Below are 14,234 nucleotides of genomic sequence, written 5' to 3' on the forward strand. Positions count from 1 at the left end.
CCTGTGCCTTCCGTCTCCGCCCGACCGTGCCGCGCTGCTTCATGGCGGACGCCACCGGCCGGCGAGCTGGGCGAATCGCGCCGCGCTCGACAATCCCAGTCGTTCGAAGAGGCGACGCGGCACGAGCGCCGCTTCCATCATCTGCACGCCGACTTCCAGCGGGTCGATGCTTTCGCGCAGAACGCGGTCTGCGTTCTCTTCGCACAGCCCGATCGCGCACAGCTGCTCCCGCCACGCCGGCAACTCGGGTGCGAGAAACGCCATCATCAATTCCGGCAGCAGCGCGTCCAGGCACGCGCGCTCGTCCGAGGGCAGGGACGGCACCCATTCGCCGGCGAAGCGAACGAACGCCGCCTGATGGCGCATCTCGTCCGCCGCGTGCTCGGCGAGCAGCGCGCTCACGGGCGGGTAGATCCGGTCTCCCGCGCCAGCTCGCCGAAGCGTTCCGGTAATCAGCGTCTCGGTCACCGTCGCCGCTGCGATCATCGCGAGTCCGCGCCGCGCGCGCGGCACCGCCTCGCAAAGCGCCAGCACGCGCCCGACACCCGGCGATGGCGGCCGCGGCAGTGAGACACCGGTAGCCGCGAGCAGACACGCACGAAAGCGCGCCATCATCCATGTGTGAAAACCTTCGTCGGTATAGATGGCGAGCAAGTCGTCGCGACCGACCGACACGCCCGGTTCGATATCGAGCATTTGCTCCACCGCGCGATTGACGATGTGCAGCTCCACACGCTCCGTCTTGTTCAGATAGTCCGCAAGCCGCCAGGCGCTCAGTTGCTGTCTGGCCGCCTGTCCGCGCTCGCGCACGAGCGGATGCGCGACATATGGCATCAGCGATGCATTGAAGAAAAGGTGATCCGGCTGCAACGGCGGAAACGGTTCGTCGCTCCCCCAGCGGGCCGCCGCAGCGACTTCCCGCCACGGGCGTGGCACGGTCGTAAAAGCACCGGGCCCCTCGCGCGGCCCGTCGCCGTCACAGGGCGGTCGCCGAATATCAGGCATGTGTCGTCTCCGCCTTTGACGCGTTGGTCGCGCGCAACTTCTCGTGTGCGGCCAGCGTCACCAGACTGGCGCGTTCCGGCCCCAGCCCAATACCGGCGAGCGGCGCGCCGATATACCGCTCGACGAAGTCCACGAAGCCGTTCATGGCGGAATCGAGAGTGCCACCCCGGCCAAGCGAAATCGAGCGCTCCGTCAGGCCGGGATAGATCAGCACGTCGGGCATGGCCTCGCCCGAGAGCGCATCGCGCGGCACGCGCATCGGGACACCCTGGTAGGCCGTTTGCAGGTAGTACGACAGGCAGTCGACCTTGTTCAGGTAGACGCAATCCACCGCGTGCGCGCGAATCACCTCTCTGAGTTGCGCAAGATCGAGCATGCCGATGCGCCTGGGCCGCCCCGTGCCCGTACCATACTCGCCGGTCAGCATGCGCAGCGCCGTGCCGATGTCGAACGGGTCTGTCGAGCGCAACAGGTCTTCGGGAACGTGCTGCTCTCGTTCCTGAGCGGCACCCGCCTGCGTTTGTGCCGCATCGTGGCAATACGCCGCGGAACGGTCCCCACCCAGCTCTGACGGAAACGGCCCACGCCCCACGCGCGATACGATGGCCTTGGCCACGCCGATCGTGCGTCGGTGGTATTTCGCCGCCAGATCGCCCCCCACGTAGGCGTAGGCCGGGACCGTATGACTCGACGTAACGTAGGGCTGGCTGCCGTCGACCACGTCGAGCAATACCGATTGCGCACCTTCGAACAACACGCGCGCCCCCTGCTTCACGCGAACGGTGAGCCAACTTCGGTCCGGTTCGATATACCGGCGCAAGGTTCTCGCCACGGCGGGCAGCGACAGCAGGAGATCCGACATTTCCGCCATCCATGGCAACGTCCCCCCATCGGCGTTGATCATCCGTGTGAACACGTCGCGCATGCTCGACACGGCAGTGGCCTCGTTTTCGAGTAGATCGCCGATCATCAGATTCACGCGCGTGTCGTTGCGGACGCGCAAAGCCCTGTCGGCATAGCATGGGCCGATGCCGTTTCCCGTGGTGCCGATCGTTGCGCTGCCGCGGCGGTCCAGTGCGATGTGATGCGGCTGAACCAGGGCCGCGCGTGCGCTGATGCGAAGCCGGCCCTCAAGGCAGACGCCCATGTCGTTGAGCTGCTCGATCTCCTCGGCGAGCTTCCATGGATTGATGGCGCATCCGGAGCCGATGTAGAGCGCGGCGTGCGGATGAAAGACGCCGGAGGGCAACTGCTTCAAAGCGATGCGCCCGTGCGGTGTATCGATGGTGTGGCCGGCGTTGGCGCCGCCGTTAAAGCGCGCGATCACGTCATATTCGGGCGCGAGAGCATCGATGATTTTCGCTTTGCCTTCATCGCCATATTGCAGGCCGACGAGCACGTCGGCGAAACCCTCCGCGCCGTGCGAAGCGACGTGGTGAGACGAAGAGCGGGTAGGAGCTAGGGTCATGCGCGTTGCATATCGTTGAAAAAACGGGGGACGGGCGCCTGCTGCGGGGCGAGGCGCTCGTAGATCCAGCGGCCAACGGCGATGTCGAGAATGCCCATACCGAACGGCGAGAAGACGACAGGCCTGTCTCGGGGCGGAGCATTGCCGCCGCACAGCAAATCCGGCAGCGAGGTGCTCACGAAGTGCCGATGTCCGGTCTGTGCTTCCGTGAGATGGAGCGAGGTCTGCTCGCGCAGACAGTGGTCGATGTCGTCGACCACGTTGCAAGACGCGAGAATGACGGCCGGCGCGAGATCGCGCAGGGAAAGATGCAGAACGATCGGGCAGTGCGAGAACCACTCGGGATTCGCGACGTATGGCGTCGATGCAGTCGTGGCAAACACGATGACATCCGCCTCCCGGACGGCGATCTCGAGCGAGTTCTGGGTCTCGCTCGCGTAGCACGTTTCCATGCCGATGCGCGCGGCCAGTGCGTCCGCGGCCCCGGCATTGAGGTCATGCACCGTCACCCGTGCAACGGGCAACGCCGCGAGCGGCAGCCACTGCGCGACGTGCCGGGCAATCACACCCGCGCCGATGAACGCAACCCGCACCCTCCCCGACGCGTTTGCCGCCTGTGGCCTGCCCCCGGTAAGCCGGCGCAAGGCGCTGATCGCGCTTGCCGCCGTGCGCGCCGCGCTGATGCAGCTCGCCTCCATGCACGCCGTCGGGAACCCCGTTGCCAGATCGTTCAGGATGAGTACCGCCGACGCGCGCGGCATGCCCCGCCCGACGTTCCCGGGAAAGCTCGATATCCATTTGATGCCGGTCGCGCCTTCGCCCGCCCTGTCCCGAATATGGGCCGGCAGCGCGATGATGCGGTTTCGCTCGTCGTCGGGAAATCGCAGAAACTGGCTCTCGGGGTTGACGGTGCGGCCCGCGTGATGGGCACGATACGCCGCCTCGACGATATCGAGTACGGCGTGCCGTCCGCCACGGATTGCGGCATCGACCTGCTCCGCCGTGAAGACACGAAATTGCGGTGATGAAAGCGCGTTCATGGCCGTGCGGGACTCGTGGTCCGGGGCAGGGGTGGAGTAGCATCGGGTGCAGGCGACGCATCGGCGAAGCAGGTCGCGGCCCACGCGGCGTCGTACACGGTATCGAGGTACTTATCGCCCATGTCCGGCGCGATGGCGACGACGGTTTCATCGGGCGCAATGTCGGCGCCCGCTATCTGCACCGCGCGCAACACGCTGCCGGAAGAGCCACCCGCCAGCAATCCGCGCTGTGCGAGTGCGTGGCACATTCGCAGGGTTTCCGGCTCCGCGACGTGGACGACGGCGTCGGGTGGCTCGGCGTGAGGCGGCTCGCACAGCGGCGGGCGGCAGCTCGTCCCGAGTCCGGGAATCCGGCGCGCGCCGGGCGGGCCGCCAAACGTCACGGACCCGACGGCGTCCACCGCGACGACGCGCGTCGGCAATCGATGCGCGCGCACATATCGCAGGCATCCGAGCAGCGTCCCCGTCGTCCCCGCGCCCACGAAGAGATGGTCGACGCCGGGAAATGCCGCGAAGACCTCTGGCGCCGTCCAGCGGAAGTGCGCCCGCCAATTGGACGGATTGGCATATTGATTGAGCCAGAGCCAGCGTGTGTCCTTCCGCACCTGCGCGCGTATCCACGCAATGCGCGTACCCAGAAAACCGCCCTGCGCGTCGCGGCGTTCGACGCGAACCACGTGAGCGCCCAACGCCTGCATGGTGCGAACGGCATGCCGCGAGGTGTTCGGATCCGTGACGCAGGTGAAACGGTATCCGCGATTGGCGCACACCATGGCCAACGCGACCCCGAGGTTGCCCGACGATGATTCGACGATGTGCGTGTCGCGCCGAATGCTTCCGCTCGCCTCCAGGTCCTCGATCAGCTGCAACGCCGTCTTGAGCTTGATCGAGCCTGCAGGATTCAACCCCTCGAGTTTCAGATGGACGGGCGCGGCACACAGTCCGTCGATCCTCGTGAAGACCGGCGACGTGACAGGTCGCAGGAAGTTGCCGTCCACGCGCAGCGATAGGCTCTCCTGCGCGCCCGTATGGGCCGCGGGAGAGGTTCGCGGCAGCGCTGCCGGCGTTTCGCGTTGATGCCCCACGGTCAGCCTCCCGAAGTCACCCCCGATTGCGGTGGAATGGCGTGACGCAACGAAGGAATGCCGTTCGCAATGCCTGCGTTGCTGCACGCCGTGAAGCTTCATTTAAGCGAATGGAGCGCGCGCGGAATACCTGCAAAGTCGTGTAGGACGCAGGATGCGGAAGCGCACCGTCGGGCACGGCGGCCGGTGCGATGTGCGAGTGGAAGGCGTCGGCATGGCGCCGACAGTGCGACAGGGAAGCGGAAGCGCCCGGTGGACGGCGAACAGCGCCGTGGGATGTCAGCGCGGGCGGCCGCCGCGCCCGATGTCCTGGATGCGGACGATGGCATTGCCCGCGGCGTCGACCTTTTCCGGAATTTTCCACGCATGACCGTAGACGAGCTCGAAGGTCAGCGCAATCGTGCCGTCCTCGCCGCGCTGGCGCTCGAGCGCCGCGCGCAGGCCCGCAAGCCGCGCCCGCCCGGTAAGCCCCATCCGACGCTCCGGCAATGGATTCACGCCAAGCAGACGCACGTCGCGCAGCAGCGTGTCCGGTGACTCGAAGGTCAGCGTGAGCCGCTCCATGTCCGTCACGGGCGTGTCAAAGCCGCTTGCGACCATCATGTCGCCGAGATCGTGCATGTCGGTCGGCTCGAGAGCGTGGGGAAGGTCGTCGACTTGCGCCCACGCGGCGCGCAGCTCGCGCAGCGTGTCGGGGCCATACGCGGAGAACATCAGCAGACCATCGGTACTCAGCACGCGGTGCCACTCGGGAATGACGCGATGCGGTTCACGATACCAATGGAGCGCGAGATTCGACCACACCAGATCGAAGGCGCGCGAAGCGAATGGCAACGCGGAAAAGTCGGCTTGCGCCACGCCATACGGCGGTGCGCTGCGAAGCAGGCGCCGCCACCCGCTCGCCGCACCGGCCGCGACCGCCGCGCGGGCCATTGCGAAAGAGGCGTCGATTCCCACGCGATAGGCGTCGGGATAGCGGTCGCCGAAATGCCGCAGGTCGCTGCCCGTGCCGCAGCCTGCGTCCAACACCCGCTTTGGCTGCAGCTTGATGTAGTCCAGCCGGCTCGCGAGCCGTGACGCCACTTCGCGCATCAGAAAGTCGGCTTGCGCCCAGTGCGACGCGCGACGGTCGAATGCCGCACGCAAAAAACGGGACGAGAACGCGCGGGACGGAGCGGAGGGAGCGGCAGAAGGCTTCATGGGACGGGCGAAAAGGCGAGTCGGCAGTATACTCGCAGCTGTCCGAACGCATCGGGCACCGCCATTGCGCGGCCGCCGCGCGGCATTCGCGCCGCGTTCGCCGTCACCTCACTGCCGAATACCGCCTTGTCCATTCCGCGCAATCCGTTCCCGACGCTCGCCCGGCTCGCCGGCGCCCTGCTGCGCGCGGCGTTGCCGGACCACTGTGCCGTGTGCCACCGCCGCGCGGCGCGGCAAGTCTGCGCCGACTGCGCACGCATGTTCGACGCCGGGCGACCCGACGCACCCCTGCGCTGCGCGCGTTGCGCCATCGCGCTGCCGTCGCTCGCCGGGCCTGCGGCGGTACGTCACGCAGCCGCCGCGCAAGATGCGGCAATTTGTCGCACACCCCCTTCGGCAGCCGGGCCGATTTGCGGGGAATGCGTGGGCCAGCCGCCCGCTTTCGACGCGACGCTGGCGCTGGCAGATTACGTTGCGCCGCTCGATTCGCTGATGATCCGTCTGAAATACCACAGCGCCCTGCCACTGGCCCGCGAATTCGGCGAACGCCTTGGCGACGCGCTGCTGGCGCAGCCCGACGACCCGGCGTCGCCTCGGCTGCCGCTGGTCGTGCCGGTGCCGTTGGCGCCATCGAGACTGGCGGCACGCGGCTTCAATCAGGCATGGGAGCTTGCTCGCGTTGCCGCGAGACGCGCGAACCTGCCGGCCAGCGCGCATGTTCTGCGCCGCGCGCGGACCACGGCCTCGCAGCGGCGCCTCTCGCGCGAGGCGCGTATGCGCAACCTGCGTGATGCCTTCGTCGCCAGCGACGGCGTTCGCGGGCGCCGCATCATCCTGGTCGATGACGTGATGACCACGCGCGCCACCTGCGACGCCGCAGCCCGTGCGCTCAAGACCGCCGGCGCGTCACATGTGCTCGCCGCCATCGCACTGCGAACGCCGCCCCCCGATAACTCCACATAATTCCACATAACTCCATATAACTCACGACAACTCCGGACAATTCCGAACAACTCCGGAAATTCCGCCCGCCGATCGCCATGTTCAACGTCGTTCTCGTCTGCCCCGAAATTCCGCCCAACACCGGCAACGTCATCCGCTTGTGCGCCAATACCGGCGCCCGCCTGCATCTCGTCGAGCCGCTTGGCTTTCCGCTGGACGACGCGCGCATGCGTCGCGCGGGGCTCGACTATCACGAGTACGCGCAAATGAAGGTGCATCGCGACTGGGCCGCGTTTCTCGCGTCGGAGTCGCCGGACCCCGCACGCATGTTCGCGCTGACGACGCGGGGCTCCCGCCCCTTCGGCGAGCTCGCGTTCGCACCCGGCGACTGGTTCGTCTTCGGCTCGGAGACACGCGGCCTTGCGCCCGAGCTGCTCGACACCTTCGCGACAACGCAACGCGTGCGCCTGCCGATGCGCCCCGGCAACCGCAGCCTGAATCTGTCGAACACCGTGGCGGTGGTCGTCTTCGAGGCGTGGCGGCAGCACGGTTACGCCGGCGGCGCCTGATTGGCGAGCTCGGTCTGGTAGCGCCGCAGCATGGCGGCGTCGAAGCAAATGAACTGGACCCGCTCGATGCCCGGGAAGTGCGGTAACGCGTCGCGCACCGTGAAGACGGCGAGCGGCACTGCCAGTTCGGGCGGATAGCCATACACGCCGCAACTGATCGCCGGGAACGCCACGCTGCGACAACCGTTCTCCGCGGCAAGACGCAGACTCTCGCGATAACAGCTCGCCAGTCGTGCCGGCTCGTCGTCACCGCCGCCATGCCAGACCGGCCCCACCGTATGGATCACGTACTTCGCTTTCAGGCGAAAGCCCGGCGTGATCTTCGCGTGTCCTGTCGGACATCCGTGCAGCTTGCGGCACGCCGCGAGGAGCTCAGGCCCCGCCGCGCGGTGTATGGCGCCGTCGACGCCGCCACCGCCCAGCAGCGATTCGTTCGCGGCATTCACGATGGCGTCGACCGCAGATTGTGTGATGTCGCCCTGCAGGGCTTCGAGATGAACGGCTTGCGACATGGGTTCGGCTCCCTTGTTGCGAGTGTCGACGGGACATGCGTGAATGCCATGACGTCCCCATCGAGAAATCGGGGAAATCGGGGAACGATGCCCGATGCGCCCGAGCGGCACATCGGCGCACATCGGTGCATCCGGGCACGTTGCTGCAACGACGCCTCATGCGGCGCGGGCCTGCCGGCGGATCGCGGCGCGTTCAGCGTCACCGCGTCGGCAGGCCAGCCGGTCAGCCGGCGGCGGCGTCGCCCTCGCGCTCCGCGCGTGCATCGCGTCGCAACAAGGCTTCCACGGCCGCACGGGCAGGCAGGCCATCGAACAGCGTGGCGCACACGGCGTCGGTAATCGGCATGTCGACGCCATGGGCTCGCGCCAGATCGCGTACCGCACGGGCACATCGCACGCCTTCGGCCACATGGCCGAGCGACGCGAGCACCTCGTCGAGCGTCTTGCCGGACGCCAGTTGCAGCCCCACGGTGCGGTTTCGCGACAGGTCGCCGGTCGCCGTCAGGATCAGGTCGCCCATGCCCGTCAGCCCCATGAACGTCTCGGGTTTGCCGCCGAGCGCCACGCCAAGACGCGTCATTTCCGCCAACCCGCGCGTAACAAGCGCGGCACGGGCGTTCAAACCGAGCCCTAAACCGTCGCTGACGCCGGTCGCGATCGCAAGTACGTTCTTCACGGCGCCGCCGACTTCCACGCCGATGACATCGTCACTCGAATAAATACGCAACGCGCCGAAGTGGCACGCGGCGATGGTCAGATCGCACAGTGCACGAACGGAACTCGCGATGGTCAGTGCAGCGGGCAGCCCCTGAGCGACCTCGCGCGCAAAGCTCGGCCCGGACAGGGAGCCCCCCGCGGCCTGGGGAAAGACGTCGGCAACGATCTGATGCGGCAGCAGACCGGTGTCGGCCTCGAAGCCCTTGCACAGCCAGATAAGGTTGCGCGGCGGCTCGGCGGCCTGCGCCATGTGCCCGGCCAGCGCGCGCAGCCCCGCCACCGGTACGGCCGCTACGCACAACGCGTGCTCGCCCGCGCCATGGGCCAGCGCTGTCGCGAAATCGGCGTCGAATCGCAGGCGCGAGGACAGCGAGGAACCGGGAAGGTAGGTGGAATTCTCGTGAGTGGCGGTCAGTGCGTCCACGAGCGCGCCGTCGCGCGCCCAAAGGACGACATCATGGCGTGCGGCCATGTGACTCGCCATGGCGGTGCCCCAGGCACCCGCACCGAATACGGCAATCTTCATGAAGGGGACCTCGACGCGCGGACCGGCCACCGGCCTGCGCGTCGGTCAAGCGCGAGCGCTTAGTGGGTCTGGGCGGACGAGCCGTCAGGCATCACGATGCCCGAAGCCGGCGCCTCGCCGTTGGCCGCCTGCTGCTGCTCGGCCAGTTGCGCCAGACGTTGCTCGTACAGCGCCTGGAAGTTCACTTCGGCCAGGTGGATCGGCTGGAAGCCGGCGCGGCTGATTGCGTCGGCCACGTTCGCACGCAGATACGGGTAGACGATCGTCGGGCAGGCAATGCCGATGAGCGGATCGAGCTGCTCGACAGGCACGTTGCGGATCTCGAAGATCCCGGCCTGCTTGCCCTCCACCAGGAACGCGACCTTGTCCTTGATCTTGGCCGTCACGGTAGCAATCACGGCGACTTCGAAGATCTCTTCGGCCAGACGCTCGGCGGCGACGTCGAGCTGCACTTCGACGGTCGGCATTTCCTGTTCGAGGAAGATCGCCGGCGAGTTCGGCTGCTCGAGAGACAGATCTTTCAGGTAAGCGCGCTGGATGCTGAAAAACGGCTGATTCTGGTCGGACATTTCGTTTCCTTGGGGATAAGACAGCCGCGGGACACGCGGCCGGGCGCACTATTGTGAGCGGGGTATCAGGCAGCTTGCAAGAGCGGCACGAGGCCGCCCGCGCGGTCGAGGGCCGACAGATCGTCGTAACCACCGATATGACGTTCGTCGATGTAGATCTGCGGCACCGTGCGGCGCCCCGTGCGCGTCATCATTTCCTCGCGGCGAGCCGGATCCTTGTCGATGAGGATCTTCTCGATTTCCTGAACGCCGCGCTGACGCAGCAGACGTTCGGCCATCTGGCAATACGGGCACACTTGCGTGCTGTACATCACGATCTTGGGCATGACTGGCAACTCCTGGATTACTTGACGACCGGCAGGCCGGCTTCCTGCCATGCGGCGACACCGCCTTGCAGGCTGAACGCCTCAGCGTAGCCCAGATTGCGCAGCAGCGCCTGGGCCCGCGCGGAGCGCTGGCCGCTCTTGCACACGATCAGCACCGGCGCCGCCTTGTTCTTGATGACCTGGCCGACCTTTTGTTCGACCTCGTCGAGCGGCACGTTGCGCGCGGACGGCAGATGGCCGCCGGCGAACTCCTCTGCCGAGCGCACGTCGAGAATCACCGCGCCCTTGCGGTTGATCAATTGGGTCGCTTCGACGGTCGACAGACCGCGACCGCCGCGCTTGAATACCGGCCAGGCCAGCATGCCGCCCGAGACGAGGGCGATGGCGATGAGCGCGAGGTTGGTGTAATCGGCAAAGAACTTCACAAACCACCTGAAAAATATCAAAAGAATCCGATCATTATAAAATATTCCGAGATTGCGCCGACGGGTCGCGTTGGCAATCGCCGCGCCGCACGTCGGCGGCCACCGTGCCGCGCCCCCCCGGCGTCCATGGGTCGCTGCCGCCAAGTCCTTGCCGGGCATGGCCTGGCGACGTGCGACGAGCCATGCCCGACCCGCCGGCTGCCCCCGCTTTCCCAACTCTGTTTGAAGTTTGCTCATGTACAAGCTCGTTCTCATCCGCCACGGCGAATCGACGTGGAACAAGGAAAACCGGTTTACCGGCTGGGTCGACGTCGACCTGACCGAAAAGGGGGTTTCCGAAGCCCGCGAGGCCGGCAAGCTGCTCGCCGAAGCCGGCTACCGGTTCGACCTGGCGTACACGTCGGTTCTCAAGCGCGCGATCCGCACGCTGTGGCACGTGCAGGACGCCATGGACCTGATGTGGATCCCCGTGGTGCATAGCTGGCGTCTGAACGAGCGTCACTACGGCGCGCTCGCCGGCCTGAACAAGGCCGAGACCGCCGCGAAGTACGGCGACGAGCAGGTGCACGTCTGGCGCCGCAGCTACGACACGCCACCGCCGCCGCTGGCCGCCGATGACGAGCGCAGTGCGTTCAACGACCCGCGCTACGCCAAGCTCAAGCGCGAGGAGATTCCGCTCACCGAGTGTCTCAAGGACACGGTGGCACGCGTGCTGCCGCTCTGGAACGAGTCGATCGCCCCGGCGGTGCGCGCCGGCAAGCAGGTGCTCGTGGCCGCGCACGGCAACTCGCTGCGTGCGCTCATCAAGCATCTGGACAATATCTCGGACGACGACATCGCCGGCCTGAACATTCCGAACGGCACGCCGCTCGTGTACGAACTCGACGCCGACCTCAGGCCGATCCGTCATTACTACCTCGGCGATCAGGAGAAAATCGCCGGCGCACTGGCCGCCGTGGCCGCGCAAGGCAAGTCGAAGTAATATCCGCAAATATCCGCAGGCGGCGCCGGCCGGCGCCGCCCGGAAGTACATCGGGATACCGCGCCAAACCGGCATACCGCGATGTGCCCGCTCCGTCGCGTGCATCGCGGCGCTCGCATGCTTATCGTCCTCGCCGCACCTTCCGTCCCGGCGAAGGGTGGCGCAGGGCAACGAATAGCGACGGGGGGCGCGCGACGTGTAAGGCAACGCATAAGGCGACGTATAAGGCGACGTATAAGAGGCGGCCCATAAAACCGTCTATGCGCCGACGCAAAGGAGGCGATGCCGAAAGAGGTGACGTAAAAGGCGCATCGGATGGCACTTTTCGGCGAACCACTCGGGAAAAGTCTCTGTCGAATGGGCAATGTCCGCCCCGCGGGCAAACGGTTATACTTCGCCAAAGTGCGCGCGCCCGTTGGCGGGCGCCCCGAAAAATCCGGAATTTCCACGCCTATATGCGCCAAACCCTCAAACACATCGGCCTGATCGTGCTGGGCCTCGCGACCGGTGCGGCTGCCACCCTCGCGTTCTCGCAGGCTTCCGCGCAAAGCGCTACCACGCCGCTGCCGCTCGAACAGCTCCGGCTGCTGGCCGAAGTGTTCGGTCAGATCAAGCGCGAGTACGTGCAGCCGGTCGACGACAAGAAGCTGCTCACCGCCGCGATCAAGGGCATGGTGTCCAGCCTCGATCCGCACTCGTCCTATCTCGACAAGGACGAGTACAAGGAACTGCAGGAGCAGACGCGGGGCCGCTTCGCGGGTCTGGGCATCGAGATCTCGCAGGAAGACGGTCTCGTGAAGGTGATCTCGCCGATCGAGGACAGCCCCGCGTTCAAGGCCGGCCTGAAGCCGGGCGATCTCATCACGCGCATCGACGACAAGCCGGTGCGCGGCATGACGCTCGATCAGGCGGTCAAGCGCATGCGCGGCGCGCCGGGCAGCAAGGTTACGCTGACGATTTTCCGCAAGTCCGACGAGCGCACCTTCCCCGTGTCGATCGTGCGCGCGGAGATTCGCGTCCAGAGCGTGAAGGGCAAGATGCTCGAGCCGGGCATTGCCTACGTGCGCATCACCAGCTTCCAGGAACGCACCGTGCCGGACCTGGCCAAGAAGCTGCAGGAGCTGTCGAAAGACGCCCCGCTCAAGGGTCTCGTGCTCGATCTGCGCAACAACGGCGGCGGCATTCTGCAGTCGGCCGTGGGCGTGTCCGCAGCCTTCCTGAAGGAAGGCGCCACGGTGGTCACCACGAACGGCCAGATCGAAGACGCCAAGCAGAAGTACACGGCCACGTTCGACAACTACCGTCTGTCCGCGAGCCCGGAAGACCCGCTCAAGGGCGAGGCCGCGTTCTGGAAGACGGTGCCGATGGTGGTGCTCGTGAACGCCTACTCGGCGTCGGCCTCGGAGATCGTGGCCGGTGCGCTGCAAGACTCGAAGCGCGCGCTGATCATGGGCAAGACCACGTTCGGCAAAGGCTCGGTGCAGACGGTGCGTCAGCTCTCGCCGGACACCGCGCTGCGCCTGACCACGGCGTACTACTACACGCCGAGCGGCCGCTCGATCCAGTCCATCGGCATCAAGCCGGATGTGCCGGTCGACCAGAATCCGAAGGGCGATCCGGACGACGTGCTGGTCACGCGCGAGATCGATTACCAGAACCATCTGCACAACACGCAAACGCCTGACGAGCAGAAGGAAATCGACGCCCGCGAAGCGCGCCGCCTGGAAGAGTTGCGCCGCCTCGAGGAAGAGAACGCGAAGAAGACGCCGGAAGAGCGCAAGAAGGAACGCGAAGAACGCCTGCCGGACCTGGGCAGCGCCGACGACTTCATGCTCCAGCAGGCGATCCATCAGCTCAAGGGCGAGCCGGTGCAGCGCACCAAGTCGCGCCTGGAGGCCAATGCCGGCCCGCTGCCGAAGGACGCCGCGAAGGCTGCAACGCCCGCCGCCGGCGCCAAGACCGATCCCAAGACCGATACGGTCGTGCCGGCCAAGCCGTCGGACAAGAAATAAGCAACGGCTTTACACTACGAACCGTGCCCGCGAAAGCCGGCACGGTTTTTTTATTCCTTACGTGTTGCGATGAACGACGATCAGCTCCTGCGTTACTCCCGTCATATCCTGCTCGACGAACTCGGCATCGAGGGTCAGGAGCGTCTGCTTGCGTCGCATGCCGTGATCGTGGGGGCGGGCGGCCTGGGCTCGCCCGCCGCGCTCTATCTGGCGGCCTCGGGCGTCGGGCGCATCACGCTGATCGACGATGACGACGTCGATCTCACGAACCTGCAGCGTCAGATCCTTCACGACACGCAAAGCGTGGGGCAGCCCAAGGTGGTGTCGGGCCGGCAGCGCATCGCGCAGATCAATCCGGGCGTGGTGGTCGATACGATCAACGAGCGCGTGGACGAAGCGCGTCTTTCCGCACTCGCGCGCAACGCCACCGTGGTGCTCGATGGCTCGGACAATTTCACCACGCGTCATGCGGTGAACCGCGCCTGCGTGGCCGCCGGCGTACCGCTGGTGTCCGGCGCCGCGCTGCGCTTGGACGGGCAGATCAGCGTGTTCGATGTGCGCGATGCGGCGTCGCCGTGCTATGAGTGCATTTTTCCGGCCGACGAGCCGTTCCCGGAGCAGGCGTGCGCGACGATGGGCGTGCTTGCCCCGCTCGTGGGCATCATCGGCAGCATGCAGGCCGCAGAGGCGATCAAGCTGATCGCCGGCGTCGGCACGCCGCTGGTCGGCCGTCTGCTGATGCTCGACGGGCGCAGGATGAGCTGGCACACCATGCATTGCGCCCGTAACCCGGAGTGCAAGGTCTGCGGGCAGCGGCATTGACGCCCTGCGTCATGCCGCGCTGAGGCGCCACCGG

Annotated in this window: 15 protein-coding genes; 5 read left to right on the forward strand and 10 right to left on the reverse strand. The window is 66.6% G+C overall.

Annotation, left to right across the window (positions count from 1 at the left end; genetic code table 11):
* Nucleotides 1-39: 39 nt before the first annotated feature.
* The 5 genes from PNO31109_RS01660 to PNO31109_RS01680 all read right to left on the reverse strand — a co-directional run bounded on the left by PNO31109_RS01660 (nucleotide 40) and on the right by PNO31109_RS01680 (nucleotide 5,798).
* Nucleotides 40-1,005 (reverse strand): diiron oxygenase, encoded by a 966-nt coding sequence (locus tag PNO31109_RS01660; RefSeq protein WP_150553890.1) that lies wholly within the window; start codon nucleotides 1,003-1,005, stop codon nucleotides 40-42.
* Nucleotides 998-2,473, reverse strand: a complete 1,476-nt coding sequence (locus PNO31109_RS01665; protein ID WP_150553891.1) for an adenylosuccinate synthetase — start codon at nucleotides 2,471-2,473, stop codon at nucleotides 998-1,000. The genes PNO31109_RS01660 and PNO31109_RS01665 overlap by 8 nt, the downstream gene beginning before the upstream one ends.
* Nucleotides 2,470-3,513, reverse strand: coding sequence for a 2,3-diaminopropionate biosynthesis protein SbnB (gene sbnB, locus PNO31109_RS01670; RefSeq protein WP_150553892.1), 1,044 nt, complete (start codon nucleotides 3,511-3,513; stop codon nucleotides 2,470-2,472). Before sbnB ends, PNO31109_RS01665 begins: the two co-directional genes overlap by 4 nt.
* The gene (gene sbnA, locus PNO31109_RS01675; RefSeq protein ID WP_241013714.1) at nucleotides 3,510-4,700 is read right to left on the reverse strand and encodes a 2,3-diaminopropionate biosynthesis protein SbnA; all 1,191 of its coding nucleotides are present in this window, start codon (nucleotides 4,698-4,700) and stop codon (nucleotides 3,510-3,512) included. Before sbnA ends, sbnB begins: the two co-directional genes overlap by 4 nt.
* Before the next feature lie 177 nt (nucleotides 4,701-4,877).
* Complete coding sequence (locus PNO31109_RS01680; protein ID WP_150553893.1) at nucleotides 4,878-5,798, reverse strand: methyltransferase domain-containing protein; 921 nt, start codon at nucleotides 5,796-5,798, stop codon at nucleotides 4,878-4,880.
* A 126-nt stretch (nucleotides 5,799-5,924) separates the two neighbouring features.
* Between PNO31109_RS01680 and PNO31109_RS01685 the strand changes: the two genes are divergently transcribed.
* Both PNO31109_RS01685 and trmL read left to right on the forward strand, forming a co-directional pair.
* Nucleotides 5,925-6,761, forward strand: coding sequence for a ComF family protein (locus tag PNO31109_RS01685; RefSeq protein ID WP_174966233.1), 837 nt, complete (start codon nucleotides 5,925-5,927; stop codon nucleotides 6,759-6,761).
* A 77-nt stretch (nucleotides 6,762-6,838) separates the two neighbouring features.
* Nucleotides 6,839-7,309 (forward strand): tRNA (uridine(34)/cytosine(34)/5-carboxymethylaminomethyluridine(34)-2'-O)-methyltransferase TrmL, encoded by a 471-nt coding sequence (gene trmL / locus PNO31109_RS01690; protein ID WP_150553894.1) that lies wholly within the window; start codon nucleotides 6,839-6,841, stop codon nucleotides 7,307-7,309.
* Here the strand turns inward: trmL and PNO31109_RS01695 are convergent.
* The 5 genes from PNO31109_RS01695 to PNO31109_RS01715 all read right to left on the reverse strand — a co-directional run bounded on the left by PNO31109_RS01695 (nucleotide 7,291) and on the right by PNO31109_RS01715 (nucleotide 10,384).
* Nucleotides 7,291-7,821: an O-acetyl-ADP-ribose deacetylase gene (locus PNO31109_RS01695; RefSeq protein ID WP_150553895.1), complete on the reverse strand. Its 531-nt coding sequence runs from the start codon at nucleotides 7,819-7,821 to the stop codon at nucleotides 7,291-7,293. The two genes, trmL and PNO31109_RS01695, sit on opposite strands and share 19 nt — an antisense overlap.
* 223 nt (nucleotides 7,822-8,044) lie before the next feature.
* The gene (locus PNO31109_RS01700) at nucleotides 8,045-9,064 is read right to left on the reverse strand and encodes an NAD(P)H-dependent glycerol-3-phosphate dehydrogenase (protein ID WP_150553896.1); all 1,020 of its coding nucleotides are present in this window, start codon (nucleotides 9,062-9,064) and stop codon (nucleotides 8,045-8,047) included.
* A 59-nt stretch (nucleotides 9,065-9,123) separates the two neighbouring features.
* A complete protein-coding gene (gene secB / locus PNO31109_RS01705; protein ID WP_150553897.1) occupies nucleotides 9,124-9,633 on the reverse strand; it encodes a protein-export chaperone SecB in 510 nt (169 codons plus the stop codon).
* 65 nt (nucleotides 9,634-9,698) lie between these two features.
* On the reverse strand, nucleotides 9,699-9,959 hold the full coding sequence (gene grxC / locus PNO31109_RS01710; protein WP_044453710.1) for a glutaredoxin 3: 261 nt from the start codon (nucleotides 9,957-9,959) through the stop codon (nucleotides 9,699-9,701).
* Nucleotides 9,960-9,976: 17 nt separating this feature from the next.
* Nucleotides 9,977-10,384, reverse strand: a complete 408-nt coding sequence (locus PNO31109_RS01715) for a rhodanese-like domain-containing protein (protein WP_150554161.1) — start codon at nucleotides 10,382-10,384, stop codon at nucleotides 9,977-9,979.
* A 235-nt stretch (nucleotides 10,385-10,619) separates the two neighbouring features.
* Here PNO31109_RS01715 and gpmA point away from each other — a divergent pair, with 235 nt between their 5' ends.
* From gpmA to PNO31109_RS01730, 3 genes are all read left to right on the forward strand, one after another.
* Nucleotides 10,620-11,366, forward strand: coding sequence for a 2,3-diphosphoglycerate-dependent phosphoglycerate mutase (gpmA, locus tag PNO31109_RS01720; RefSeq protein ID WP_150553898.1), 747 nt, complete (start codon nucleotides 10,620-10,622; stop codon nucleotides 11,364-11,366).
* A 455-nt stretch (nucleotides 11,367-11,821) separates the two neighbouring features.
* Complete coding sequence (locus tag PNO31109_RS01725) at nucleotides 11,822-13,378, forward strand: S41 family peptidase (RefSeq protein WP_150553899.1); 1,557 nt, start codon at nucleotides 11,822-11,824, stop codon at nucleotides 13,376-13,378.
* 69 nt (nucleotides 13,379-13,447) lie between these two features.
* A complete protein-coding gene (locus PNO31109_RS01730; RefSeq protein WP_150553900.1) occupies nucleotides 13,448-14,200 on the forward strand; it encodes a HesA/MoeB/ThiF family protein in 753 nt (250 codons plus the stop codon).
* Nucleotides 14,201-14,234 lie beyond the last annotated feature (34 nt).

Source organism: Pandoraea nosoerga (assembly GCF_902459585.1).
GTDB lineage: Bacteria > Pseudomonadota > Gammaproteobacteria > Burkholderiales > Burkholderiaceae > Pandoraea > Pandoraea nosoerga.